Genomic DNA, 23,341 nt, shown 5'->3' with positions numbered 1-23,341 from the left:
GAAGACCATGAAACTGATGCGCGTCGGCCCGTTGGGTCAGGAAAAGCCTGCGATCCTCGACAAGGACGGCAAGGTTCGTGACCTCTCAGCCCATGTGAACGATATCAGCGGTGATGCCATCTCGCCTGAGGGTCTGGCCAAGATCGCGGCCATCGATCCGACCTCGCTGCCGGAAGTCGCCGTCGACCGCATCGGCGCCTGTGTCGCCGGTACCGGCAAGTTCATCTGCATCGGCCTCAACTATTCCGACCATGCTGCCGAGACGGGCGCTGCCGTTCCGCCGGAGCCTGTCATCTTCATGAAGGCGACCTCGGCCATCTGCGGTCCGAACGACGACGTTCTGATCCCCCGCGGTTCGGAAAAGACCGACTGGGAAGTTGAGCTCGGCGTCGTGATCGGCAAGACCGCGAAGTACGTCTCGGAGGCCGACGCGATGGATTACGTCGCCGGATACTGCGTCTCCCACGACGTTTCTGAACGCGCCTTCCAGACCGAGCGGTCAGGCCAGTGGACCAAGGGCAAGTCTTGCGACACCTTCGGCCCGATCGGCCCCTGGCTAGTCACGAAGGACGAGATCGCCAACCCACACGACCTCAAGATGTGGCTCTCCGTCAACGGCAAGATGATGCAGGATGGCTCGTCGAAGACCATGGTCTACGGCGTCGCCCACGTCGTTTCCTACCTCAGCCAGTTCATGAGCCTCCACCCTGGCGACGTCATCTCCACCGGCACGCCTCCGGGCGTCGGCCTCGGCATGAAGCCGCCGCAGTTCCTGAAGGTCGGCGACGTCGTCGAACTCGGCATCGAGGGCTTGGGCACGCAGAAGCAGACGTTCAAGGCGGATGTTTGATCGGCAGCACAACGAAAGAACCCCGCCACGATGACGGGGTTCTTTGTCGTTTAGATACCGCAGCTTCAGAACCGATAGTTCAGACCGACGCGCAAAACGTGGCTAGACGGTTCCGACCGGTAGCTGTCCAGCGGACTGACCGTGCCCAGCGGCGAGGTGCGTGAGACATAATCGGTGTAGAGATATTCGGCCTTGAAGCTCAGGGCTTCCGTCATGGCGTATTCGGCGCCGACACCCGTGACGAAACCCAGATAGGTCTGCTTGTCTTCGCCGATGGCTGCGCCGACCACCGGATCGACTCCGCCCTGACCTCGGGCTACGGCCAGACCGCCAGTTACGTAGAGAAGCGTACGGTCCGTGACGACGCCGACACGGGCGCGTGCCGTTCCCTGCAAGCCGAGCTCATAGTAGCAGGTCTGAGAAGGAAAACCCTGGCAGGACTGGTCTCCCTTGACCTTGGCCCAGGAGACATCGCCTTCCACACCATAGACCATGTTGCCGTTCTGGATGTTGTAACCGGCCGTGACGCCGGCAACACCGCCCCGAAGGGTCGTGTCCGAACCCAGGGTGCCGGATCCTGTCTCGGTCTTCACCTCGCCGACGGCGCCACCACCGACGACACCGACATAACCGCCGCTCCAGTCGTGAATGATGTCTGCCACGGCAGTTTGCGAAGACAAGGGCGATGGCGAATCCGCCGAACCGAAGTCGGCGGCTGAAACTGTGGTGCAAAGCAGGCCAGCACACAGGCCGGCAAGAAACAATTTGGTGCTCACGAAAACTCCTGCGCGCTGATCAACCGCGCTCTGCGCGGCGCAATGCTGGCGTCCGGTTCTCGTCTACTCCCGCAAGGATAGAAAAAAGCCGGGCGTCACCACCCGGCTTTACAGTTTCGATCTGATCCGAAGCTTACTTGATCAACGGCAGGATGCTGTCGATAGACTTCTTCGCGTCACCATAGAACATCCGCGTATTCTCCTTGTAGAACAGCGGGTTCTCGATGCCGGAATAGCCGGTGCCCTGGCCGCGCTTGGAGACGAAGACCTGCTTGGCCTTCCAGACTTCGAGAACCGGCATGCCGGCGATCGGCGAGTTGGGATCTTCCTGGGCGGCCGGATTGACGATGTCGTTCGAGCCGATGACGATCGCCACGTCGGTCTCGGGGAAGTCCTCGTTGATCTCGTCCATTTCGAGAACGATGTCGTAAGGCACCTTAGCTTCCGCGAGCAGCACGTTCATGTGGCCCGGAAGGCGGCCGGCGACCGGATGGATCGCGAAGCGCACCGTCTTGCCGGCGGCGCGCAGCTTGCGCGTCAGTTCCGAAACCGACTGCTGCGCCTGCGCGACTGCCATGCCGTAACCCGGGATGATGATGACGCTGTCTGCATCATTCAGCGCATTGGCGACACCATCGCCGTCGATCGCGATCTGCTCGCCCACGACTTCCATCTGCGGTCCGGTCGTACCGCCGAAGCCACCGAGGATGACCGAGACGAAGCTGCGGTTCATCGCCTTGCACATGATGTAGGAGAGGATCGCACCGGACGAACCGACCAGCGCGCCGACGACGATCAGGAGATCGTTCGACAGCGAGAAGCCGATGGCCGCCGCCGCCCAGCCGGAATAGCTGTTCAGCATGGAGACGACGACCGGCATGTCGGCGCCGCCGATGCCCATGATCAGGTGGTAACCGATGAAGAGCGCCAGTAGCGTCATCAGGATCAGCGTCCAGCTGCCGGCGCCGTTGAAATAGAGCACCAGCAGGATCAGCGAACCGAGGGCAGCACCGGCATTCAGCATATGCCCGCCCGGTAGCTGCTTGGCCGTCGTGTTGACCTTACCCGCCAACTTTCCATAAGCGACCACAGAGCCAGTAAAGGTGATGGCACCGATGAAGACGCCGAGGAAGACCTCGATCTTCAGAACAGCGATCTCGGCACTGGTCTTCTCGGCAATCTTCAGGGCGAAGCCGCCGAAATCGCCAAACAGCGTCGCCTGACCGGCCTGGGCCGCACAGACCGCAGCGCTCAGCGGATCGCAGCCAGTCAGCCCCGCGTCGGCTAGTGTGCTGGCGATGCGCCACATCTCGATTTCGGCATTGAAGCCGATGAAGACGGCAGCCAGACCGACCAGCGAATGCATGGCAGCGACAAGCTGCGGCATTTCGGTCATCTGAACGCGCTGGGCAACGACCCAGCCGATCCCGCCGCCAATGGCAATCATGACGACAGAGACGAACCAATTGCCAGCACCAGGACCATAAAGCGTTGCAACGACCGCGAGCCCCATGCCGACGATGCCGTACCAGACGGCGCGCTTGGCGCTTTCCTGTCCCGAGAGACCGCCGAGCGACAGGATGAAGAGAACGGCTGCGACGACATAGGCCGCTGTGGTGAATCCGTATTCCATGTGTGTGTCCCCTCCCCTAACTCAAGACTTCTGGAACATGGCGAGCATGCGCCGTGTCACCATGAAGCCGCCGAAGATGTTGATGCCGGCCATCAGGACCGACAGCGCACCGAGGATGATCACCAGGAAATTGCCCGACCCGATCTGCATCAGGGCACCCAGAATGATGATCGAGGAGATGGCATTGGTGATCGCCATCAGCGGCGTGTGCAGCGAATGGCTGACATTCCAGATGACCTGGAAGCCGACGAAGCAGGCGAGCACGAAGACGATGAAATGGCTCATGAAGCTGGCTGGTGCATAAAGACCGGCTAGCAGGATCAGCGCACCGCCGCCGGCAAGCATCGCCACCTGATTGCGGGTCTGGGTCTTGAAGGCCAAGATTTCCTGCGCCCGCTTCTCCTCGGGCGTGAGCTCCTTCACCTTCTCCTTGGGCTTGGCAGCCGCGATCGCCTGGATCTTTGGCGGCGGCGGCGGATAGGTAATCTCGCCGTCCTTGGTGACCGTGGCACCCCGGATGACATCGTCTTCCATGTTGTGCGCGACAACGCCGTCCTTGGCCGGCGTCAGATCGGTCATCATGTGGCGGATGTTGGTCGAGTACAGCGTCGAGGACTGCGCGGCCATGCGGCTCGGGAAGTCCGTGTATCCGACGATGGTCACGCCATTGTCGGAGACGATCTTCTGATCCGGCACGGTAAGGTCGCAATTGCCGCCGCGTTCGGCCGCGAGGTCGATGACAACGGAGCCGGGCTTCATTGCGGCGACCATGTCAGCCAGCCAGAGCTTCGGAGCATCCCGGCCCGGGATCAGCGCCGTGGTGATGACGATATCGATCTCGGGCGCCAGTTCGCGGAACTTGGCAAGCTGCTTTTCACGGAATTCCGGCGACGACGGGGCCGCATAACCGCCAGTCGCTGCCCCATCCTGCGTCGCTTCAAATTCGAGATAGACGAACTGCGCGCCCATGCTCTCGATCTGTTCGGCGACTTCCGGACGCACGTCGAAGGCATAGGTGATCGCGCCAAGCGAGGTTGCCGTCCCGATGGCGGCCAGACCGGCGACGCCTGCACCGATCACCAGAACCTTGGCCGGCGGCACCTTGCCGGCCGCCGTCACCTGACCGGTGAAGAAGCGACCGAAATTGTTGCCGGCCTCGATCACGGCGCGATAGCCAGCGATGTTGGCCATCGACGACAGCGCGTCCATTTTCTGAGCGCGGCTGATGCGCGGCACCATGTCCATGGCAACAACGGTCGCGCCCTTGGCCTTCGCCTGCTCGAGCAGAGCCGTGTTCTGGGCCGGGTAGAAGAAGGAGATCAGCGTCTTGCCAGGTCCGAGACGATCGACTTCAGCCGTTTCCGGCGGACGCACCTTGGCGATGATGTCAGCTGTCTCATAAAGTGCAGCAGCCGTCTCGACCACCGTCACGCCGGCGGCGCGATAGGCATCGTCCGAGAGGCCAGCGGCTTTGCCGGCACCGCTTTCGATGACGCACTCATAGCCGAGCTTCTGCAACTGTGTGGCGCTGTCCGGCGTCATCGCGACGCGGGCCTCGCCGGCATAAATCTCCCTTGGCGATCCGATCTTCAATCCCATCTCCCAAACTCCGTTCGAACGGGTTCTACCTACTATCCTTCGCCCAAAGTCGAAGGACTCTCCGATCGCGGACACGAACAGAACTAAGGCCCCCTGTCTAGTCCAGCTCCGAGAACAAATGACGGTTTGTCATGGGGCTTATCCGCTTAAACCGATTTTTGTTGCAGCGCACACGAGCGGCTCCCGCCGACACCCGATGGAACAATTGACCGCTGGCCCTGTTTCCCCAGGGAACAACGCATCAGGGAGACCCACATGCTGCAATGGATCCTCATCCTTCTTCTGATCGCCGCCGTCGCAAGCCTGCTCGGTTTCCGGGGCGTGGCCGGCGCCTCGGCCGGCGTCGCCAAGATCCTGATTTTCATCGTCTTGGTCGTGATGATCATCGCGCTCTTCACCGGCGTCGTCATCGTCGCCTGAGGAGAGTGCCCCCAGACATGAAAGGGCCCGCACGCTATTAGCGATGCGGGCCTTTTCCTATGCAGCGATCAGATGAAAGGCCTGACCCGTTGCTCGGCCGGTGTCCAGCCGGAAATCTCCTGGAGGCCAACCGGGTCGACGATGTCGCAGCCCCGTTCGCGCCAGCGAATGAGCCCGCGATCGGCGAGTTTCTTCAGGGTCTTGTTCGTGTGCACGATCGACAGCCCGAGCGTGTCGGCAAAATGCATCTGCGTGACCGGAATATGGCGGTGGTTGTCGCCGAGGATGCCGGCATTCATGCCACGATCGAACAGGAAGGCCAGAAGGTAGGAGGCTCTCTCCAGCGCAGACCGGCGCCCGATGCTGAGCAGATGTTCGTCGAGAATGCACTCTTCGCGCGCTGCAAGCCAGGTGAGATCGAAGCTCAGCCCCGGATGAAGCTCGAACAGGGAAAACAGCCTACTTCTTTCGAAGACACAGAGCGTCATGGGTGTCAGGGCTTCGACCGAATGCTGCATCTCGGCCATGACAGCGCCCTGCAGGCCGACCATGTCGCCAGGCACGATGTAGTTCAGGATCTGTCGTCGGCCGTCTTCGAGGATCTTGTAGCGGAAGCCCCAGCCCGACAGCACCGTGTAAAGATGGGCGCTGCGTGCGCCTTCGACGAGCACGGTCGTTCCCGGGTCGGCGACGAGTTCGCCACGCTTGAACGTGGAGACGAACTCCAGTTCCGCTTCAGTGAAGGGACGAAACCGTTTCATCTGCCGCAATGGACATTCGAAACAGCTGACACGAACGGGAGAATGACGCGGTTCGATTGCCACGGGATGACCTCGTTTGACTGCCATGCTGTTCCGACTTGGAACAATGCAGGTTGGACATGTCTTTTTTAAATGACGCTGGTCAAGGCACGTCCGATAACGCGCGCCTGACAAAAGGAAATTCCATGATGACTGCGCCGCTCCGCGTTCTCGTTGCCGAGAACCAGTATTTGATTGCCATGGAGGTGGAGCGCATTCTTCTTGACGATCTGCCTTGCGATGTAACCATCGCCCCACTGGCCCGACTGGCAGAAGCCGTCCAGACGACCGCGTTCGATGTGGTGATCATCGATGCGGCCTTGAACGAGGCCTTGAATGTCGAACGTACCGATCTGATCATGAAAGCCGGCGCGAAGCCCGTCTTTCTGTCGTCCTACGGCCATTTCAACGACATCCCAAGCATCGTCACCGCTCATCCGCTGGTCACAAAGCCGCCGCAGGCCCATGAACTGGCTGCGGCGGTTTTGAAAGCTGCCCATGGTCGCGGGCCCTCAGACGGCAAAGGCCTTCTTGATGACCGCTGAGCTGTGCGCATCGGGGCCGTAATCGCCCTCGCCGCTCACACCCAGGATCTCCTGAAGCTTGTTGCGCGCCCGATTGATGCGGCTCTTGATGGTGCCCACGGCACAACCGCAGATTTCGGCGGCTTCTTCATAAGCGAAGCCGGAGGCGCCCACGAGAATGATCGCCTCGCGCTGGTCGCTCGGCAACTGATCAAGTGCACGCTTGAAGTCCTGCAGGTCGAGTGAACCATACTGCTGCGGATGGGTGGAGAGCTGCGACGTGAAGATGCCGTCGGTGTCGGAGACCTCGCGACCACGCTTGCGCATCTGCGAATAGAATTCGTTGCGCAGAATGGTAAAGAGCCAAGCCTTCATGTTGGTGCCGGGCTCGAAATGATCCTGCTTCGCCCAAGCCTTCATGATCGTGTCCTGCACAAGATCGTCGGCGACGTGATGTCGGCCGGTCAGCGATACGGCAAAGGCACGAAGGTTTGGCAGCGCTGCCAAGAGGTCGCGCTTGAAGGAGTGGTCGGTCGACTTGTCGCCAACAGTCATCGAGCATTGTCCTTGATGCGAGTGGACTCACTGGCTTGGCGCTCGGCCACATCCAGTTGCTCCAGAAGCTGGAGGAACCGATCCGGGATCCCCTCTTCCTGTACCGATTGATAGTACTCGCGCAATTGCGCCGACACGCCGGGATGAAAGGCGGCCATTCCAGGCAGCCCGTTCGTAGCCGGCGCTTTCTTCGAATGTTCTGTCATTGGGTCCAACGGGTTTGAAACAGTGTCGCCTGAAAACGCAAAAGGGCGCATAAGGTTCCCGAACATGCAATTATTTTATTTCACCGCTCCACTGCTCTCGAAACCGTGATCTGGATGGAACAAAGCCCGGTAGCCAACGTTCATCCGGCATCGAAACACGGAGAACCCAACATGCTTTACTACGCACTCGTATTTCTGGTCGTCGCCCTGATCGCTGGCGTTCTCGGCTTCGGCGGCATTGCTGGCGCATCGGCTGGCATCGCCAAGATCCTCTTCGGTATCTTCATCATTCTCTTCATCATTTCGCTCGCCATGCGGCTCTTCCGTCAGGCTTAACCGGGAAACTGACGTAGCAAAAAAGGCCGCTTCCGAAGAAGCGGCCTTTTTTCATGGAAGAAATTCGGATCAAAGCTCAGAGCAGGATCCAGGCGACAGCGGCGAATAGCAGGACGAGAATGACGCCGAGCGTCGTGACGGTGAACGAACCATAGCGGGGCGGCACCTGTGATTCGAGGTCCTGATCGAGACCAGCCTGCTGCGCGACATGGCGGTTCTGAGCGTCGATATTCACGGAATTCGGATTGGCCGAAACTTCGGGCTTCATCATCATTCTCCATAACGTTCTGCAGGAACGGGCGGCACCAAGGCCTGCGCTTCGGCAGGGCCTGCGGTTGAAACAGGTGCGTCGAGCACGGCGAGCTTGTTGGGATCGATCGTCTGACGGATGTTTCGACCAGCCACCAGATCAGCATTCACGGGGAAACAATCCCCATAGATAATTTCGGCCATGGCCCGGGCGCGCTTAAGTTCTTTCGGCAGCGCACCGTAGCAAGCCTCGTCCGTATCATAGGAGATAACAGCGACCGGATCCTGCAGACACGTGGTGTCTTGCGGATGGCAGGCCACAATGACCATCAGGGCAGCCATACTGTTCATGATCATTCTCCGTGTTACCTGAAGGTTAACGCGAAGACTGCAAGACAGTTCCGGGAACAAGGGCGTGAAATACCCGATAATGCGGGGTTTACGAGCGGATCAGGCCATGAATGTAGTGCAGTTTGCCAATCACTGGCTCGGACAGCACAAAGGGATAGAGATCCGGCTGCCCCATGCTGCGATTGATGCTGTTGATCGCCAGCGTCAGCGGCACCCAGGCGCGGATCAGGGCGCCTGCGCTGCCAATGCCGTAGCTATCAAACGTGCGCTTCAGCTCGATCGCCGGTACATCGGCCTCGACATCGGGATTGGTTCTGAGCCCGAACGCGTCCGCCGTATCGAGCGCGTCGACGATGTGGAAGTAATGGGCAAAGGTCTCGGCGAAATCCTCCCAAGGATGGCTCGCCGCATAGGCGGAGATGAAGCTGTTCTCCCAGCCCTGCGGAGGGCCCTCAGCATAATGGCGTTTGAGAGCCTCACCGTAGTCTGCCCGCTCGTCGCCGAACACACTCCGGAAAGCTTCAAAGGCATTCCTGTCCCGTACGAGGACATTCCAGTAATAATGTGCCACCTCGTGGCGGAAATGGCCAAGCAGGGTGCGGAAGGGCTCTCCCAGCGCCACGCGCCGGGCCTCCCGTTCTGCGTCGGACCCCTCGGCAATGTTGAGCGTGATCAGGCCATCGGCGTGACCGGTGAGCACTGGCCCGTCACCGCTGTCTGTCGCATCATCCGCGAGGAATTCGAAACCCAAACCATGCTCGGGATCGGCCGTGCGTGTGACGAGCGGCAGCCTGAACTTGAGAATTGAGTAGAAGAGCCCCCGTTTGGCGAGCTCAATCCGCTGCCAGTTCTGGAGGTTTTCCAGCACCGAAAGATCCGGGATAGTAACATTGTGCCGACAGGCGACGCAAAAGCCGCTGGCGTCCTCATCTTCAACGAGCCAGTTGCACCCACCGAGGGCTGCATTGGCGCAAGGCTGAGAGCTCCCAGTTTCCGTGATGCCGTGATTGAGCACATGCGTGCAGGAAACATCCAGCGCCACCATATCAAGACTTGTCGAACGAAAGGCCAGACGCGCGCCGCATGTGACGCAGCCGTCGTTTTCGAAATGCACGACGTTAGAACAGTTGCTGCAACTGAACAGGCGCATCAGCGTGTCTTTCTGTGAAAGGACACCCGCAGGGGCGCCAAAGGATCAGTCGAAGATTTCGAGCGGAAAGCGCAGTTCGTATCGCACCTGTCCGTTGGTGAGTTCGTGATTCGCCTCGCCGTTGACTGAAGACGGGACGACCCGCTCCAGCACGGTGCTGCCGAAGCGCGCCGCCTTGGTTTCTTCGTTTTCGCGCGCGGTGAATGGTTCGGACCAGATGATCACGACCACGGGACCCGTGGGGGTTTCGAGCTTCCGGCACGAGACCTCGATCGGCTGCCGCCGCTGCAGGAAATCACCGTGGCTCACGGCGTTGACCACGAGCTCATGCAAAGCAAGCCCGATATGCAGCGAAGCATTTGGGGTGAGAAGCACGTCGTCGCCGGAAACATGCACTAGATCGGCGTTCTCCTGAACGTAGCGATCGACCTGCTGTTTGAGGAGATCGCGGAAATAGGCCCCACGCCAGCTGGAGTCGGTGATCAGGTCTTGCGATTGGGACAGGGCATGCAGCCGGCCCCGGAATTTGCCGAGGAACATGTCCAGCGTCCCCGAGTACCGAGCCGTCTGGGACGCGATGCTCTGGATGATTGCGAGCAGGTTCTTCGACCGGTGGCTGACTTCGCGCAGCAGAGCACGCAACAGCCTTTCGCGACGCCGGTCTTCGGTGCGATCGATGACGACGGTGATCAGATGTACGTCGTGATCGGCCATTTCGACCATCCGGCAGCGGAATTCGAAGAAGGTATCGTCACCCGCCTCGATCTCCAGTTCCGCGCGATCACCCGCCTTCTGGAGGCCCGACTTAAGCTCTGTCAGCTTCTGCCCGATTTCCGGTCCGAAGATCGTGTCGTCGGATGGGACCGCCCCCACCGGCAGCCGCCAGCGGGCTGGCAGCGAGGTGATGCAGACATAGGTACCATCTCTATCCTGAAGGCTCAGGCTTGCGCCCATGTCGATGAGCGCGGTTATGAAGAACTCCCGCAGCTGTTCGTCGCCGCGCTGAGGTTCAAACCATGTCAACCGATGTACCAATTGCCTGCTCCGCCATTATCGGCATCTGGGACCGGCTCCGTCTGCCGGTCCATTCCTCGCTCTAACCTATGCCCCAAAAGAGCTATATCAAGCCTGCTCGGTCACGCGCTCGTTGAAGAAAAGCGCCTGACTGATCAGAGCCTTGACCATGTCGGGGTTGAACGGCTTGGTGACCAGGAAGGCCGGCTCCGGACGTTCGCCGGTCAGCAGGCGTTCGGGGAACGCCGTGATAAAGATGACCGGGATCGTGTCGACCTTGAGGATGTCGTTCACGGCATCGATGCCGGAGCTTCCGTCCGCAAGCTGGATGTCGGCGAGGACCATTTTCGGGCTAGTACGCTTGTAGAGATCGACGGCTTCGGCATGGGTACGGGCGATGCCGGTCACACGGTGACCGAGGTCTTCGACCATCTGCTCGATGTCGAGCGCGATCAGAGGTTCGTCTTCGATGATCATGATGTCGGTCGCGACCTGGCGGGAAATTTCCATCGAGGCCTCGTTGAAGAGCGCGTTGAATTCGGCTTCGCCGACGCTCAGCACACTGGCCGCTTCGGAGGTGGAGAAACCTTCGACCGTGATCAGAAGGAAGGCGTGCCGCGCGCGCGTCGGCACCGATGCAAGGTTGGCGGCGGCCCGCTTTTCCCAGGCAAAGGGCGAGGTGATCTGGGGAAGCTCAACCTTGGTCGAATCGTAGATCGTTACGAACAGCTTGTAGAGAGCGACACGATCATCACCGGTGTCGGGAAAGATGGAAATGTCGGCGATCAGCGCTTCCAGGACCGCTGCGACATAGGCATCTCCGGAAGTCTGCGAACCGGTGACGGCGCGTGCATAACGCCGCAGGTAAGGAAGATGGACAGCGACGCGGGCAGTAAGGGACATGCAGTTCTCCAATCGAAATGGATAATGGTGCGGACTCGGCAGAAAACGCGGCTCGGAAAAAAATGTTCCATCGTCTTTGGAACTTTTTTGCCTCTTCGGGCTTATCACGTTAATTGTCTTCTCGCTTGGCAAACTGACGGATTTGGACAGACATGGCTGAAGGCCCTCCGGATAGAAACAAATCGAAGAAACTGTCCGAGGCAAAGCGGCAAAACACGAATGCACTCATAGCTTCGAACCTTCGTGGATACTATGAGAGCATCGTCGAGGAAGGCACTCCCTCACATCTGCTCGACCTGCTTGAGAGGCTTCACGTCGCGGAAGAGGAAGCCAAGTCCAGGAAACCCTGACATAGCGAAGGCCGGGCTTCGAAAAGCCCAGCCTGCAGTCAATAGCGCTCATCAATTGCGATCGCCGACACCTTGCGATTTGGCGACCCCGTAGGCGACCGCTGCAATCGCCGCGGCGGTCAGCAGGGACCGTCCCTTCATCAGCGCCGGCACACCGGCCAACAACTGCAGCGTCATCGGATCAGGCAGCCGTGCCCTGGCAGCCCTTTGACGGGCTTCCATGCGCCGCTCGGCGCGACGGTTGATCGACTGCACCACGACGATGACGATAATGGCGCAAAGCGCCGTCAAGCCCGCGATGGCCAAGGCAGCATAAATCGGGCCGATGATGCTGGTCAGATAGAAGCCGAGCGCCAGAAGCAGGGCGACATAGGTCGTCAGCCCCAACACACCGGCTATTGCACCCGCCATCACGGAGCGCCCGACCTTGTTGGCGGTCGGCCGCACCTTGCCAAAGGCGACGATGCCCAGATGTCTGAGGAGTGGCAGCATGATCAGCGCCGCGTGAGCAGTGCGAGCACGTAGCCGACGCCGGCTGCGATGGCGAGTGACTGGAACGGGCGCTGATGCACATAGGCTTCCAGTTCGTCCTCGACGTTTGCGATGCTCTCGCGGGCACTGTCGACATACTGCTGCGAGGTCTCGCCGGCCTGTCGGATCTTGCTACTGCCGAAGGAGGCAACCGTCTGCGTCAGCGCAGCGATATCCCGGCGAAGAGCTTCCAGATCGGCCTGCACGTCGCTTCCAGTGGCGCCACCGGCAGTGCCGGCGTTGGCTTCGATGCGGTCGGCAAGATCGTTCGCGGCATCCTCGACCTTGTTGTTTGAGGCGCTCGGCATCTGGGCCATGGGTGATCTCCTTCGCTCGTTCATTCGATTGCGGTTCGCCAAGAGAACGCCGAGCGAGGGCGAGTGTTCCACCGATCCTCACATATTGTCGCCAGCCGAGGACACGTCACTCTCAGACCTCCGCCATTCGATGGTGAGGACGGAACATCTGCAACAAGCCGGCGTTTTCAGTGCCGAGGACACGGAACCTCGACCTTTCACCAGCACGGGAGAAATCCGATGAATTGGAATCAGATCGAAGGCAACTGGGAGCAGTTCAAGGGCAAGGCCCAGACCCAGTGGGGCAAACTGACGGGTGACGATCTCGACGTCATCGCCGGCAAGCGCAAGGAACTCTCCGGCAAGATCCAGGCTGCCTATGGCAAGACCCAGGAAGAAGCCGACCGCGAGATCGACGACTGGATGACCCGAGGCTAAGACCGTCAGGTCTAGAAGATACCCAGACCCGGAAGCAGCCGCTTCCGGGTTTTTTATTGCCTGAAGTCAAGCAGCCGTCGTCGTCGCGCCGTAGGTCACGCCCTTTTCCTTCAGCCAGCGGCGATAGGCGATCGACGAGGCATCCGCCCGCGTCGGGACCTCCTTGCGCGGCTCCAGCGGAAGAAGCACCGGGCGCTGGTTTTCCAGAATGATCCGGTCCTGCAGGAAGATCATCTGCTGGAAATGGATGAGCTCCGTCGTTGTCGAGACATCGTCGATCAGATACATAATCGGATGCGCCCGGCAGCGGCCAGGATCGAGTGGCTGCACGAAGAGCCCAATGACATCCCAGCGATTGGCCGCATTCGGACAGGTCTTGTAGAGGATCGTGGTGAACGGCGTCATCACCCGGTACATGTATTGCGTTGTGATCCCGTCAGACGCAGACAGGGCCGCCTGCGGCTGGAAGAAGGTACAGTTCGTCGCCCAGACCTCGTCTTCTTCGCGCCGGATCTCGACATCGTAGCTCTGCACTTCCGTATGCGGTTCGGCGCCTAAAACATCCGTATGCACGAAGGGGAAATGCGCCATATCGAGAAAGTTCTCGACGATGCGAAGTCCCGATGCCTTCACGGTGACAACACCGCAGGGCACATAGCGACGGTCAGGCTCGTCGGCCTCCGGCAGCGGAAAGATCTCGCGTTCGGGCTGGCCCAGCGTCGCCCAGAGAAAGCCGAAGCGATGGCGAAGCGGCAGCGGCGCGGCGCGCCCCTCGGCAAAGACCTCTATCGTCCCATCCGCCTGTTTGACGACGGTGAGATCCGTCCCGAGCAGCCGGTTCTCGGATCGACCCACGGGGATCACCGCCTCGGTATCGAGCACATACCACTGATCGAGCGACGCCTTGTCGATACCGTTCTGCATAGTCTGTCTTTCCTCTGGAGCACGGGAGAAACCACTTGAACCCCCATCTCGTCGCCCGCTAGATTGCCCAAAAATTAGAGCGCGCACAATTGCAAGGCAACACTGATCCCCATCCGATGACGGCGAAGGCCGACCATAAGACCGTCGGCTTCACCTTTTCCGGAAGGCTGGAGCCGCAGGGCTTCATTGCGTTTGCCGAGCATCGCGCAGCCCGCCTGTCGCTCGGGCTGAAGATTGCGGCCTGCGACCACAATCGCTGTCGCCTGACGCTGTCGGGACCGGAAGCCCTGATCGACGCCTTCGAAATGGCGGTCAGCCTTGGCCCCTATGACAGCATCGTGCTCGACGTATCAAGATTTCAAACAGACGAAGACCTGCCCGCAAAGGCCGCATCATGACATCAGCCTCTCCCTGGATCCCCGTTGCCCTGTCCGCCGACATCGAAGCCGGCACGTCTGCCGGAACGCTCGTTAATGGCGAGGAGCGCGTTGTCTGGCGTGACGACAAGGGCGCGATCCATGTCTGGGAGGACCGCTGTCCGCATCGCGGCATGCGCATGAGCTTCGGCTTCGTGCGCGGCGACCACATCGCCTGCCTCTATCACGGCTGGCGCTACGACACTGGCGGCCAGTGTCGCTACATTCCGGCCCATCCCGATCTCGAAGTGCCCCAGACCATCAAGGTCCCGACCTTCGCCGCGGCCGAACGCGCTGGCATCGTCTGGATGGCGCCGGAAGGGGCGGATGCGACTGAGCTCTCGACGCTTCCCGAGACGGCCGAACCAGTTCGCAGCCTCTTCCTCGATCTGCCGACGAATGCGGCCCTGCTGGCGGTGACGGCAGCGCCACCCGAGGGTTACAGGCCGCTCCCGAGCGAGACTGGCACGGTGACTTTGCAAGGGAACGACGCCACCGTCCTGATAGCAGCCCAACCCCGCGAAGCCGGGCGGACGGCCTTGCACATCACGGTGAGCGGAAACACCTCCGCAGCCATCCGCCGCGACCTGATCCTCTGGGCCACGGACCTCCGCAATCGCCTCGAAGCCCGCTCGATGGAGGCAGCGTGATGATCAGGCTCTACGACTACCACCTCGACGAAAACGGCTTCCGCGTTCGCCTTCTCCTCTCCATGCTTGGCCTCCCCTTCGAGACGGTTGCTGTCGACAAGGCACCGGGCCGCGAACAGGAAAAGCCGCATATGCTGGCGCTCAACCCGACCGGCACGTTGCCGATCCTCGAAGACGGCGACGTCAAGCTTTTCGGCACCGCCGCCATCCTCGCTTATCTCGTCCGTGCCCATGCGCCAGATAGCCTCTGGCTGCCAGCCGATGCAGCAGACTTCGGCCGCGTGCAGCAATGGCTGGGTTTCTCCGGCCGCGAACTGAAGCCCGCCGTGGACGCCCGCGAGGCCGCGCTCTTCACCTCGGAGGGCGCCAGCGAGACGGATTTGAAGGCAGCCCGAAAAGCCCTCCGCATCATGGAAGACCACATGACGCTCCGGCAGATCGAAGGCTCGGACTGGTTCGTCGGCGCCACCCCGTCACTGGCCGATCTGGCACTCCTGCCGAGCTTTGCGCTCTCGCGCGACTGCGGCATCGACCACGACGAATACCCGGCGCTCCGCCGCTGGCTGCGCCGCTTCCGGGCGCTTCCGGGCTTCATCACCATGCCCGGCGTACCGGATTACCATTGACCTGCCTTGCTGGCCGAAAGCCGCTCGGCTAGGTCGATGGCAACGCAGGGAGGTCCGCCATGATCCGCATCGTCTTTCTCGACCGGGACACGCTGTCGCCGGAAACCGTGGTCCGTGCGCCCTCCGTGCCCCATGAGATGGTGGTCCATGCCCGCACCGCCCCGCATGAAGTGGCTGAACGCATCCGCGACGCAGATGTGGTGATCACCAACAAGGCCCCTGTCCGTGCCGAAGCGCTCACCGGCGCCTCGAAGCTGAAGTTGATCGCCGTCTCCGCCACCGGCACAGACATCATCGACCTTGCAGAGGCTAAGGCGCGTGGCATCGCCGTCAGCAACATCCGAAATTACGCAAAACACACGGTGCCCGAACACACCTTCGCCCTGATGCTGGCGCTGCGTCGCTCGATCCTGCCCTATCGCCAGTCGGTGATCGAAGGACGCTGGCAGCAGGCCGCGCAATTCTGCTATTTCGATTATCCCATCGCAGATCTCGGCGGCTCGACGCTCGGCATCGTCGGCCATGGGACACTTGGCCAGTCGGTCGGAAAGATTGCGGAAGCCTTCGGCATGACGGTGCTCGCCGCCGGTCGTCGCGGCGCAACCGAGCTAAAGCCCGGGCAAACAGCCTTCGACGAGGTCTTGAAACGGGCCGACGTGATCACCCTCCACTGCCCGCTGACGCCGGAAACGCGCGGCGTGATCGGTATCAGAGAATTCGCCCTGATGGAGCGCCGCCCGCTGCTCATTAACACCGGCCGCGGCGGCCTCGTTGACGAACTGGCACTCGAAATGGCCCTTGTTGCAGGCCAGATATCAGGCGCCGGCTTTGACGTGACCGACGGCGAACCGCCCGCCGCCGACAGCCCGATGATGCGGATCGCGACCAGAGAAAACGTCATCCTCACGCCGCATGTCGCCTGGGCGAGCCGCGAGGCAGTCCAGGCGCTGGCCGACCAGTTGATCGAGAACATCGAGCTGTTTCTCTTGGGCAAGCCGCGCAATCTCGTGACCTGATCCGACCAAGGCAGCCCTTGCCCTTTGGCCGCGACGCATATCTAACTCTCTCAAAAGACAAGGGAGGAAGGCATGCGTTATCTGGAGGCGGACTATCAGGGCGGGGAAATCCTGACGGCGAAAAAGGGCGCAATCGGCCTGATCGCCCTCAATCGGCCACGTGTGCTGAACAGTCTCTCTCACGACATGGTCCTCGCCTTCGGCAAGGCGCTCGATGCCTTCGAGGCCGACCCGCAAGTCGCAGCCGTGCTCGTCACCGGCGAGGGCGAGCGCGGGCTTTGCGCCGGCGGCGACATCAGGATGTTCTATGAAAGCGGCAAGGCCGGCGATGGCGAGGCCTCCCACTTCCTCAAGGCCGAATACCGCCTGAACGCCCGCATCGCCGGCTTCAAGAAACCTTACATCGTCGTGATGGACGGCATCACCATGGGTGGTGGCGTCGGCGTCTCCAGCCATGGCAGCCACCGCATCGTCACCGAAACCACGAAACTCGCCATGCCCGAAACCGGCATCGGCTTCTTCCCCGATATCGGCGCGACCTGGCTGCTCTCCCGCGCATCAGGTGAACTCGGCACCTGGATGGGGCTATCAGGCGAAGCCATCAACGGCGCTGATGCCATCACCGCAGGCTTTGCCGACTGGTATGTCCCGCAGGACCGGGTGGCCGAACTTTTGGAACGGATCGCCGCCCTCCCCGCTCCTGCGCTAGCCCAGTCGATCGCCTCGACGATCCGCGACTACACGGTGGATGGTCCGAAGGGCATCTTCTCCGAAGGCCGCGACATGATCGACCGCTGCTTCGCCTTCGACACGGTCGAGGAGATCATTGCAGCGCTCGAAAAGGAAGGCAGCGAACTCGCGACGCGCACCCTCACCGCCATGCGCGCCAAGTCGCCGACCAGCCTGAAGGTGACGCTCCGCATGCTGCGCGAGGCCCGTCGCTCGAAAGACCTCGAAACCTGCCTCGAACGCGAATTCGGCGGCACCCTCCAGGTGGTGAAAGTGCCCGATTTCTACGAAGGCATCCGGGCGGCAATCATCGACAAGGACAGGAACCCGAAATGGTCGCCGGCGACGCTGGAGGATGTGGCGCCGAAGAGTGTCGAGGCCTTCTTTGCGGCGCGGGATGAGCGGTTGTTTGGGTAGGGTCGGGGATGGCTAAGGTTCGTGACCAACTGACGGCGGGTAAATGGCTCGTGTACCGAAGCGCCGATCTGTGCCGACCCCGCAGCTTCTCAGTTTGCAGCAACGTCATGAAGGCAACGAATAACGGATCCTGTCCCGCAAGGGGCCTGAGGTATCTACGGAATTACGCCATTTGAGGAGCAAGCAAATTTAGTGGATACTCATTTTTGACAATGGCAGCCTAGCTTAGACACGCCTAGCTTGTTGGCATGGCCGATAACAAGCTTCAGCACTACGTTCCCAAATGCCATCTTAGACCATTCGGTCATGGCGATGAACTGCGGTCAATCAATCTCTATAATTTAAGCAGCTCCCAGTTTATACGCGGCGCTTCCCTTAAGGGTCAGTGTGCAAGTGACTACTTCTATGGTGAGGACGGAATGGTTGAGCACGCGCTCCAGCATTGGGAAGGCAGATATTCCACCGTGCTGCGATCACTGGCTGTCGATCCGCACGCAGCAACAATAGACGACCTTTCACTGCTTCGGGAATTCGCTCTGCTTCAGACGTTCAGGACCCGAGGTCATGTCACAAGGCTCACGGAGCTGGTGCGTCGGCAACGTGAGGACATTCTTGCGGCATCGGAAGGCCGGAGACTCGACATAATGAAAGAGCTTCCAATCCGACAGGCTGTAGATATGTCGATCGGTCATTTTTTGAACAGCAGGGCATCTGTAACTGATTTAGACTCCTGCCTGATCGTCAACGGGACACGCAAACAACTTGTAACATCGGACGATCCCGCTGTTCTTACCAACCGATATTTCCTGCAAAGGCTTAGAGAAGAATCCTCAGGGCTGATTAGCGCAGGCGCGATACTTTACCTTCCACTGAGTCCGAGACTGGCGTTCCTCGCCTTCGATGGCGACATATACTACGCGCCAGATCGACAAGGAAACGTCATCTCTGTGAATAAAGCAGAAGCTATTTCTGAACTCAACGAAATGCAGGTTCTCAACTCTAAGCATAACATCTATTACGGCGACCCAAGGGCGGAGGCACAGGTCGGCGAGGAGATGGAACGTTTCACGCAACGCCGCCGCACGGAGCTCGTACATATCCAATATTTCCGGCTCACGGGCATCAAAAACGAAGTCGAGCACTATGAGCCGATGGATGCCCTTGAGATCCGGCCTGGGGGTGAGTGGATCACGAGCTTCAATTTTCTCCAAGTCCACCCGTCGCGATGGACAAGGCTGCTCAACTTTCGACTTCGGCCGCGTTTCGTCGACACGGGAACCCGTGTCGGTCATATAAGGCCGAGAGTCGTGGTGCCAGGAAGACACCGCAAGAAAGTCGACCGCCCCATCATTCTCGGCAAAAAGCCGAGATTGTAACGCCGGCCTGCCGGATGAGCGGGACCAGATCTGAACAATATGGGCGGTTCATCTTCCGAAGCATGAATGCCCGCACCCCGTTTTCCGCATCAGCTATACCCCTCACTCAATCTCATACGGCATGGGGTTCCTCACCCGGTGATCCACCACTAGCTTCCGCTTCAGCGGTGGCACGGCGCGGCTGGTGCATTTGACGCGCTCGCAGATGCGGCAGGAGATGCCGATGGGGTCGAAGGCGCCGCGATTGGAGAGGTCGAGGTCGTCGGCATAGACGAAGGCGCCGGCATAGGAGATCTCGCAGCCGAGCGCGAGCGCATAGCGCGGATTGGCGGCGCGGAAGCCGGCGGAGCCTTTTGAGACTTGCGTCGCGATGCAGAGATAACGCACGCCATCGGGCGTCTCCGCCGTCTGGCGGATGATCCGGCCCGGCGTTTCGAAGGCCTGATGCGCATTCCACAGCGGACAGGCCGCCCCGAAGCGGGCGAATTGCAGGCGCGCCGCACTGTGCCGCTTGGTGATGTTGCCGGCCCGGTCGATGCGGGCAAAGAAGATCGGCACGCCCTTGAGGCCCGGCCGCTGCAGCGTCGAGAGACGGTGGCAGACCTGTTCGAGCGAGGCCTCGAAACGGGCGGCGAGCAGTTCGATGTCGTGGCGGAGATCCCGCGCGGCGGTGAGGAAGCTGCGGTAGGGCAAGATCAGCGCGCCGGCGAAATAGTTGTGCAGTCCCATGCGACAGATCTCGACCGCCTCTTCGCTGCGGAAATTCGCCTGTTTCAGCACCTGATCGATCTTCGTGGCAGCGGTGAGCTGGGCGATCTGGATGGCAATCTGGAAATCGCGGGTGGGGGCCGAGGCATAGCGGCTGACGGTCAGGATCCGCCCCACCGGATCGAACCGGCGGATCGCCTCGTCGCCCGCCTCGCCACGCACCACGCGAACGCCATGCCGCGCTTCGAGATGGCCTGAAAGGGCTGCGTAATTCTCCCCCTCCCCGAGCTTCAGCTCTGTCGCCAGTTGCTCGGCGGCAAGGTCGAGATCGTGGATGTAATTGTCGACGAAATGGAAGAAGTCGCGCACCTCGTCATAAGGCGTCACCTCCTGGCTGGGCGCCGCCCCCAGCCGGTCGTCGAGGCTCGCCAGCTGCTCGTTGCCGCGCCTGTATGCCTGGTGCGCAGCAATCAGCGCATGGGCAAAACCGGGCGCATTCTGGGTGACGAGCTTCAGCTCCTGCAGGCTCGGCGAATAGGTCTCGAACAGCGGATCAGAGAGCGCCTCCGTCAGCGCCGAGAGCAGGCGGTCGTTCTGGCCGGAGGACAACTCGGTGATATCGATGCCGAATTTTTCCGCCAGCGACAGCAGCACCGAGGCCGAGACCGGGCGCTGGTTGTTTTCGATCTGGTTGAGATAGCTGGTGGAAATGCCGACCATATCGGCAAACTGCGCCTGGGTGGCCCCGTTCGCCTGGCGGATGTCGCGGACCTTGCGGCCGATGAAGAGTTTCCCGATGGCCATTTCGCAAATTCGCAATTTTCACTTTGCAAATTCATAAATCCACAGATGCACCTGTTCAACCGTTTTCTTCTGCGGCACAGTGGAATAGGTGTCACATCAAGGCTCTGAAGCCAAAAGACCATTCGGGAGGACATATGCTGACGATCCTGGACCAGCTCGAAACCCGCCGCGACGAGGCCCGCCTCGGCGGCGGCGAAAAGCGCATTGCCGCCCAGCACGGCAAAGGCAAGCTGACCGCCCGCGAGCGCGTGGAAGTCCTGCTCGACGAAGGCTCGTTCGAAGAATACGACATGTATGTCACGCACCGTTGCGTGGATTTCGGCATGGCCGAACAGAAGGTGCCGGGCGATGGCGTCGTCACCGGCTGGGGCACGATCAATGGCCGCCAGGTCTATGTCTTCTCCCAGGATTTCACCGTGCTCGGCGGCTCGCTGTCGGAAACCCATGCCCAGAAGATCTGCAAGATCATGGACATGGCGATGAAGGTGGGCGCACCCGTGATCGGCCTCAACGATTCCGGCGGCGCCCGCATCCAGGAAGGGGTCGCCTCGCTTGCCGGTTATGCCGATGTCTTCAAGCGCAATGTCGATGCCTCGGGCGTCATTCCGCAGATCTCCGTGATCATGGGTCCCTGCGCCGGCGGCGCCGTCTATTCGCCCGCCATGACCGACTTCATCTTCATGGTGCGTGATAGCTCCTACATGTTCGTCACCGGCCCCGATGTGGTGAAGACGGTGACCAACGAAATCGTCACGGCGGAAGAACTGGGCGGCGCGTCTACCCATACCAAAAAATCCTCCGTTGCTGATGGTGCCTATGAAAACGACGTGGAGGCGCTGGAACAGGTCCGCCTGCTCTTCGACTTCCTGCCCCTGAACAACCGCGAAAAGCCCCCCGTTCGCCCCTTCCATGACGATCCGGCCCGGATCGAAATGCGGCTGGACACGCTGATCCCGGATAGCTCGAACAAGCCCTACGACATGAAGGAGCTGATCTACGCGCTGGCCGACGAAGGCGATTTCTTCGAGATCCAGGAGGCCTTTGCGAAGAACATCATCACCGGCTTTATCCGCATGGAAGGCCAGACGGTCGGCGTCGTCGCCAACCAGCCCATGGTGCTGGCCGGCTGCCTTGACATCGATTCATCGCGCAAGGCCGCCCGCTTCGTCCGCTTCTGCGATGCCTTCTCGATCCCGATCCTGACGCTGGTCGACGTGCCCGGCTTCCTGCCCGGCACCGCCCAGGAATATGGCGGCGTCATCAAGCATGGCGCCAAGCTGCTCTTCGCTTACAGCCAGGCGACCGTGCCGATGGTGACCCTCATCACCCGCAAGGCCTATGGCGGCGCCTATGACGTCATGGCCTCAAAGCATATCGGCGCCGATATCAACTATGCCTGGCCGACCGCCGAAATCGCCGTGATGGGGGCGAAGGGTGCAACGGAGATCCTGTACCGCTCGGAACTCGGTGACGCCGAGAAGATCGCGGCGCGGACCAAGGAATACGAAGTCAATTTCGCCAACCCCTTCAAGGCAGCCGAACGCGGCTTCATCGATGAGGTGATCATGCCGCATTCCTCGCGTCGCAGGATTGCCAAGGCTTTCGCGAGCCTCAGGAACAAGCAGGTCGGCACGCATTGGAAGAAGCACGACACGATCCCGTTGTGAGAGGCCCGTTGTAACAGCGAATTGAGAGTGGGCAAGCACGACACGGAAGGCCTATATACCTCTCGGCGCGCCCGAGGCGCATCACCGAGAAAGGATCCGATTTCATGACCGAGACAAAATTCCCGCCAGAGAAGAACCTGCCTGCCGGCTACGTGCCGCCGAAGGTCTGGACCTGGGAAGCTGGCAATGGCGGCGCCTTTGCCAATATCAACCGTCCGATCTCAGGTGCGACGCATGAGAAGGAACGCCCGGTCGGCAAGCATCCGCTGCAGCTCTATTCGCTCGGCACGCCGAACGGCCAGAAGGTGACGATCCTGCTCGAGGAACTGCTGGCGGCAGGCCATGATGGTGCTGAATACGATGCCTGGCTGATCAATATCGGCCAAGGCGACCAGTTTTCCTCCGGCTTTGTCGAGGTCAACCCGAATTCCAAGATCCCGGCCTTGATGGACCATGCGCCTGTCGATGGCGGAGAGCCGATCCGACTGTTCGAGTCCGCCTCGATCATGACCTATCTCGCTGAGAAATTCGGCGCCTTCCTGCCGACCGAGACCCGCGCGCGCGCAGAAACGCTGAACTGGCTGTTCTGGCAGATGGGCTCCGCCCCCTTCCTCGGCGGCGGCTTCGGCCATTTCTACACCTATGCGCCGATGAAGATCCAATATGCCATCGACCGCTACGCCATGGAAGTAAAGCGCCAGATGGATGTGCTGAACCGCCATCTCGCCGACAACGAGTTCATGGCAGGCAAGGATTACACGATCGCCGATATGGCGATCTGGCCCTGGTATGGACGTCTCGCTCTGCACGGCGCCTATGACGATGCCGGCACCTTCCTCTCAGTCGACGAATACGAACATGTCCAGCGCTGGACGAAGCAGCTTGCAGCCCGCCCGGGTGTGAAGCGCGGCGCGATCGTCAACAAGACCAATGGCCCGCTCTCCGAACAGCTGCATGAACGCCACGATGCCTCCGACTTCTTGACGAATACGCAGGACAAACTGGCCGGTCAGGCGTGAGGAGGAGA

General features: G+C 60.7%; 29 protein-coding genes. 14 read left to right on the top strand and 15 right to left on the bottom strand.

Going from position 1 to position 23,341, the window contains the following annotated elements; translation table 11 throughout:
• The first annotated feature begins 7 nt into the window (after window positions 1–7).
• Window positions 8–850, top strand: a complete 843-nt coding sequence (locus tag BW978_RS07445) for a fumarylacetoacetate hydrolase family protein (protein ID WP_076393743.1) — start codon at window positions 8–10, stop codon at window positions 848–850.
• 65 nt (window positions 851–915) lie between these two features.
• Here BW978_RS07445 and BW978_RS07440 read toward each other — a convergent pair whose 3' ends face one another.
• From BW978_RS07440 to BW978_RS07430, 3 genes are all read right to left on the bottom strand, one after another.
• Window positions 916–1,626, bottom strand: coding sequence for an outer membrane protein (locus tag BW978_RS07440; RefSeq protein WP_076393741.1), 711 nt, complete (start codon window positions 1,624–1,626; stop codon window positions 916–918).
• Window positions 1,627–1,759: 133 nt separating this feature from the next.
• Entirely contained in the window at window positions 1,760–3,259 is a 1,500-nt protein-coding gene (locus BW978_RS07435) for an NAD(P)(+) transhydrogenase (Re/Si-specific) subunit beta (RefSeq protein WP_076393739.1), read from the bottom strand.
• 21 nt (window positions 3,260–3,280) lie between these two features.
• Window positions 3,281–4,852, bottom strand: a complete 1,572-nt coding sequence (locus tag BW978_RS07430; protein WP_076394885.1) for a Re/Si-specific NAD(P)(+) transhydrogenase subunit alpha — start codon at window positions 4,850–4,852, stop codon at window positions 3,281–3,283.
• Window positions 4,853–5,113: 261 nt separating this feature from the next.
• On the opposite strand from BW978_RS07430, the gene BW978_RS07425 reads away from it, so the two are divergent.
• The gene (locus BW978_RS07425) at window positions 5,114–5,278 is read left to right on the top strand and encodes a DUF1328 domain-containing protein (protein ID WP_006724646.1); all 165 of its coding nucleotides are present in this window, start codon (window positions 5,114–5,116) and stop codon (window positions 5,276–5,278) included.
• Window positions 5,279–5,346: 68 nt separating this feature from the next.
• On the opposite strand, the gene BW978_RS07420 is transcribed toward BW978_RS07425, so the two are convergent.
• The gene (locus BW978_RS07420; protein ID WP_083697530.1) at window positions 5,347–6,102 is read right to left on the bottom strand and encodes a Crp/Fnr family transcriptional regulator; all 756 of its coding nucleotides are present in this window, start codon (window positions 6,100–6,102) and stop codon (window positions 5,347–5,349) included.
• Window positions 6,103–6,152: 50 nt separating this feature from the next.
• Between BW978_RS07420 and BW978_RS07415 the strand changes: the two genes are divergently transcribed.
• Entirely contained in the window at window positions 6,153–6,623 is a 471-nt protein-coding gene (locus BW978_RS07415) for a response regulator (RefSeq protein ID WP_139330386.1), read from the top strand.
• Here the strand turns inward: BW978_RS07415 and BW978_RS07410 are convergent.
• A complete protein-coding gene (locus BW978_RS07410) occupies window positions 6,591–7,157 on the bottom strand; it encodes an RNA polymerase sigma factor (RefSeq protein ID WP_006724650.1) in 567 nt (188 codons plus the stop codon). The genes BW978_RS07415 and BW978_RS07410 overlap by 33 nt on opposite strands.
• Entirely contained in the window at window positions 7,154–7,315 is a 162-nt protein-coding gene (locus BW978_RS23750) for a NepR family anti-sigma factor (RefSeq protein ID WP_236759390.1), read from the bottom strand. Before BW978_RS23750 ends, BW978_RS07410 begins: the two co-directional genes overlap by 4 nt.
• A 219-nt stretch (window positions 7,316–7,534) precedes the next feature.
• Between BW978_RS23750 and BW978_RS07400 the strand changes: the two genes are divergently transcribed.
• Entirely contained in the window at window positions 7,535–7,699 is a 165-nt protein-coding gene (locus tag BW978_RS07400; RefSeq protein WP_076393732.1) for a DUF1328 domain-containing protein, read from the top strand.
• Between the two features lie 76 nt (window positions 7,700–7,775).
• Here BW978_RS07400 and BW978_RS07395 read toward each other — a convergent pair whose 3' ends face one another.
• The 5 genes from BW978_RS07395 to BW978_RS07375 form a co-directional block, all read right to left on the bottom strand.
• On the bottom strand, window positions 7,776–7,967 hold the full coding sequence (locus tag BW978_RS07395; protein ID WP_076393730.1) for a hypothetical protein: 192 nt from the start codon (window positions 7,965–7,967) through the stop codon (window positions 7,776–7,778).
• A gap of 2 nt (window positions 7,968–7,969) precedes the next feature.
• Window positions 7,970–8,299 carry a hypothetical protein gene (locus tag BW978_RS07390; RefSeq protein WP_244551916.1) on the bottom strand — a complete coding sequence of 110 codons (330 nt, stop codon included), beginning with the start codon at window positions 8,297–8,299 and terminating at the stop codon, window positions 7,970–7,972.
• Between the two features lie 88 nt (window positions 8,300–8,387).
• Complete coding sequence (locus BW978_RS07385; RefSeq protein WP_076393728.1) at window positions 8,388–9,449, bottom strand: zinc-binding metallopeptidase family protein; 1,062 nt, start codon at window positions 9,447–9,449, stop codon at window positions 8,388–8,390.
• 45 nt (window positions 9,450–9,494) lie between these two features.
• A complete protein-coding gene (locus BW978_RS07380; protein WP_076393726.1) occupies window positions 9,495–10,484 on the bottom strand; it encodes a sensor histidine kinase in 990 nt (329 codons plus the stop codon).
• Between the two features lie 87 nt (window positions 10,485–10,571).
• Complete coding sequence (locus BW978_RS07375; protein ID WP_076393724.1) at window positions 10,572–11,366, bottom strand: response regulator; 795 nt, start codon at window positions 11,364–11,366, stop codon at window positions 10,572–10,574.
• 152 nt (window positions 11,367–11,518) lie between these two features.
• Between BW978_RS07375 and BW978_RS07370 the strand changes: the two genes are divergently transcribed.
• Entirely contained in the window at window positions 11,519–11,716 is a 198-nt protein-coding gene (locus BW978_RS07370; protein WP_076393722.1) for a NepR family anti-sigma factor, read from the top strand.
• 51 nt (window positions 11,717–11,767) lie between these two features.
• On the opposite strand, the gene BW978_RS07365 is transcribed toward BW978_RS07370, so the two are convergent.
• Window positions 11,768–12,208: a hypothetical protein gene (locus tag BW978_RS07365; RefSeq protein ID WP_076393720.1), complete on the bottom strand. Its 441-nt coding sequence runs from the start codon at window positions 12,206–12,208 to the stop codon at window positions 11,768–11,770.
• Between the two features lie 2 nt (window positions 12,209–12,210).
• Complete coding sequence (locus BW978_RS07360) at window positions 12,211–12,564, bottom strand: ElaB/YgaM/YqjD family protein (RefSeq protein ID WP_076393718.1); 354 nt, start codon at window positions 12,562–12,564, stop codon at window positions 12,211–12,213.
• 219 nt (window positions 12,565–12,783) lie between these two features.
• On the opposite strand from BW978_RS07360, the gene BW978_RS07355 reads away from it, so the two are divergent.
• Window positions 12,784–12,981: a CsbD family protein gene (locus BW978_RS07355; protein WP_076393716.1), complete on the top strand. Its 198-nt coding sequence runs from the start codon at window positions 12,784–12,786 to the stop codon at window positions 12,979–12,981.
• 66 nt (window positions 12,982–13,047) lie between these two features.
• Here BW978_RS07355 and BW978_RS07350 read toward each other — a convergent pair whose 3' ends face one another.
• Window positions 13,048–13,905 (bottom strand): aromatic ring-hydroxylating oxygenase subunit alpha, encoded by an 858-nt coding sequence (locus tag BW978_RS07350; protein WP_076393714.1) that lies wholly within the window; start codon window positions 13,903–13,905, stop codon window positions 13,048–13,050.
• Between the two features lie 89 nt (window positions 13,906–13,994).
• Here BW978_RS07350 and BW978_RS07345 point away from each other — a divergent pair, with 89 nt between their 5' ends.
• The 6 genes from BW978_RS07345 to BW978_RS07320 all read left to right on the top strand — a co-directional run bounded on the left by BW978_RS07345 (window position 13,995) and on the right by BW978_RS07320 (window position 19,135).
• Entirely contained in the window at window positions 13,995–14,303 is a 309-nt protein-coding gene (locus BW978_RS07345) for a hypothetical protein (RefSeq protein ID WP_244551915.1), read from the top strand.
• A complete protein-coding gene (locus tag BW978_RS07340) occupies window positions 14,300–14,971 on the top strand; it encodes a Rieske (2Fe-2S) protein (protein ID WP_076393712.1) in 672 nt (223 codons plus the stop codon). Before BW978_RS07345 ends, BW978_RS07340 begins: the two co-directional genes overlap by 4 nt.
• Window positions 14,971–15,597, top strand: a complete 627-nt coding sequence (locus tag BW978_RS07335; RefSeq protein ID WP_076393710.1) for a glutathione S-transferase family protein — start codon at window positions 14,971–14,973, stop codon at window positions 15,595–15,597. Before BW978_RS07340 ends, BW978_RS07335 begins: the two co-directional genes overlap by 1 nt.
• Window positions 15,598–15,656: 59 nt before the next feature.
• Window positions 15,657–16,613, top strand: a complete 957-nt coding sequence (locus BW978_RS07330; RefSeq protein WP_076393708.1) for a D-2-hydroxyacid dehydrogenase — start codon at window positions 15,657–15,659, stop codon at window positions 16,611–16,613.
• Window positions 16,614–16,685: 72 nt separating this feature from the next.
• On the top strand, window positions 16,686–17,759 hold the full coding sequence (locus BW978_RS07325; RefSeq protein WP_076393706.1) for an enoyl-CoA hydratase/isomerase family protein: 1,074 nt from the start codon (window positions 16,686–16,688) through the stop codon (window positions 17,757–17,759).
• A gap of 248 nt (window positions 17,760–18,007) precedes the next feature.
• Window positions 18,008–19,135 (top strand): DUF4238 domain-containing protein, encoded by a 1,128-nt coding sequence (locus tag BW978_RS07320; protein WP_076393704.1) that lies wholly within the window; start codon window positions 18,008–18,010, stop codon window positions 19,133–19,135.
• Window positions 19,136–19,237: 102 nt separating this feature from the next.
• Here the strand turns inward: BW978_RS07320 and BW978_RS07315 are convergent, their stop codons facing one another.
• Window positions 19,238–20,647, bottom strand: a complete 1,410-nt coding sequence (locus tag BW978_RS07315) for a helix-turn-helix domain-containing protein (protein ID WP_076393702.1) — start codon at window positions 20,645–20,647, stop codon at window positions 19,238–19,240.
• A gap of 134 nt (window positions 20,648–20,781) precedes the next feature.
• On the opposite strand from BW978_RS07315, the gene BW978_RS07310 reads away from it, so the two are divergent.
• Window positions 20,782–22,314 (top strand): acyl-CoA carboxylase subunit beta, encoded by a 1,533-nt coding sequence (locus tag BW978_RS07310; RefSeq protein WP_076393701.1) that lies wholly within the window; start codon window positions 20,782–20,784, stop codon window positions 22,312–22,314.
• Window positions 22,315–22,418: 104 nt separating this feature from the next.
• Window positions 22,419–23,333, top strand: a complete 915-nt coding sequence (gene yghU / locus BW978_RS07305) for a glutathione-dependent disulfide-bond oxidoreductase (RefSeq protein ID WP_076393700.1) — start codon at window positions 22,419–22,421, stop codon at window positions 23,331–23,333.
• The last annotated feature ends 8 nt before the right edge of the window (window positions 23,334–23,341 follow it).

Origin of the sequence: Rhizobium sp. RU33A (assembly GCF_900156055.1) — a bacterium.
Lineage (GTDB): Bacteria > Pseudomonadota > Alphaproteobacteria > Rhizobiales > Rhizobiaceae > Allorhizobium.
This window is presented reverse-complemented; position numbering and strand designations above follow the sequence as displayed.

What these genes read in the sequence shown, in the direction of transcription:
- BW978_RS07445 (WP_076393743.1), top strand. Translation starts at nt 8, where the DNA reads ATGAAACTGATGCGCGTCGGCCCGTTGGGTCAGGAAAAGCCTGCGATC.
- BW978_RS07435 (WP_076393739.1), bottom strand. Translation starts at nt 3,259, where the DNA reads ATGGAATACGGATTCACCACAGCGGCCTATGTCGTCGCAGCCGTTCTC.
- BW978_RS07425 (WP_006724646.1), top strand. Translation starts at nt 5,114, where the DNA reads ATGCTGCAATGGATCCTCATCCTTCTTCTGATCGCCGCCGTCGCAAGC.
- BW978_RS07410 (WP_006724650.1), bottom strand. Translation starts at nt 7,157, where the DNA reads ATGACTGTTGGCGACAAGTCGACCGACCACTCCTTCAAGCGCGACCTC.
- BW978_RS23750 (WP_236759390.1), bottom strand. Translation starts at nt 7,315, where the DNA reads ATGGCCGCCTTTCATCCCGGCGTGTCGGCGCAATTGCGCGAGTACTAT.
- BW978_RS07400 (WP_076393732.1), top strand. Translation starts at nt 7,535, where the DNA reads ATGCTTTACTACGCACTCGTATTTCTGGTCGTCGCCCTGATCGCTGGC.
- BW978_RS07395 (WP_076393730.1), bottom strand. Translation starts at nt 7,967, where the DNA reads ATGAAGCCCGAAGTTTCGGCCAATCCGAATTCCGTGAATATCGACGCT.
- BW978_RS07390 (WP_244551916.1), bottom strand. Translation starts at nt 8,299, where the DNA reads ATGAACAGTATGGCTGCCCTGATGGTCATTGTGGCCTGCCATCCGCAA.
- BW978_RS07385 (WP_076393728.1), bottom strand. Translation starts at nt 9,449, where the DNA reads ATGCGCCTGTTCAGTTGCAGCAACTGTTCTAACGTCGTGCATTTCGAA.
- BW978_RS07375 (WP_076393724.1), bottom strand. Translation starts at nt 11,366, where the DNA reads ATGTCCCTTACTGCCCGCGTCGCTGTCCATCTTCCTTACCTGCGGCGT.
- BW978_RS07370 (WP_076393722.1), top strand. Translation starts at nt 11,519, where the DNA reads ATGGCTGAAGGCCCTCCGGATAGAAACAAATCGAAGAAACTGTCCGAG.
- BW978_RS07365 (WP_076393720.1), bottom strand. Translation starts at nt 12,208, where the DNA reads ATGCTGCCACTCCTCAGACATCTGGGCATCGTCGCCTTTGGCAAGGTG.
- BW978_RS07360 (WP_076393718.1), bottom strand. Translation starts at nt 12,564, where the DNA reads ATGGCCCAGATGCCGAGCGCCTCAAACAACAAGGTCGAGGATGCCGCG.
- BW978_RS07355 (WP_076393716.1), top strand. Translation starts at nt 12,784, where the DNA reads ATGAATTGGAATCAGATCGAAGGCAACTGGGAGCAGTTCAAGGGCAAG.
- BW978_RS07350 (WP_076393714.1), bottom strand. Translation starts at nt 13,905, where the DNA reads ATGCAGAACGGTATCGACAAGGCGTCGCTCGATCAGTGGTATGTGCTC.
- BW978_RS07340 (WP_076393712.1), top strand. Translation starts at nt 14,300, where the DNA reads ATGACATCAGCCTCTCCCTGGATCCCCGTTGCCCTGTCCGCCGACATC.
- BW978_RS07335 (WP_076393710.1), top strand. Translation starts at nt 14,971, where the DNA reads ATGATCAGGCTCTACGACTACCACCTCGACGAAAACGGCTTCCGCGTT.
- BW978_RS07330 (WP_076393708.1), top strand. Translation starts at nt 15,657, where the DNA reads ATGATCCGCATCGTCTTTCTCGACCGGGACACGCTGTCGCCGGAAACC.
- BW978_RS07325 (WP_076393706.1), top strand. Translation starts at nt 16,686, where the DNA reads ATGCGTTATCTGGAGGCGGACTATCAGGGCGGGGAAATCCTGACGGCG.
- BW978_RS07320 (WP_076393704.1), top strand. Translation starts at nt 18,008, where the DNA reads ATGGCCGATAACAAGCTTCAGCACTACGTTCCCAAATGCCATCTTAGA.
- BW978_RS07315 (WP_076393702.1), bottom strand. Translation starts at nt 20,647, where the DNA reads ATGGCCATCGGGAAACTCTTCATCGGCCGCAAGGTCCGCGACATCCGC.
- BW978_RS07310 (WP_076393701.1), top strand. Translation starts at nt 20,782, where the DNA reads ATGCTGACGATCCTGGACCAGCTCGAAACCCGCCGCGACGAGGCCCGC.
- yghU (WP_076393700.1), top strand. Translation starts at nt 22,419, where the DNA reads ATGACCGAGACAAAATTCCCGCCAGAGAAGAACCTGCCTGCCGGCTAC.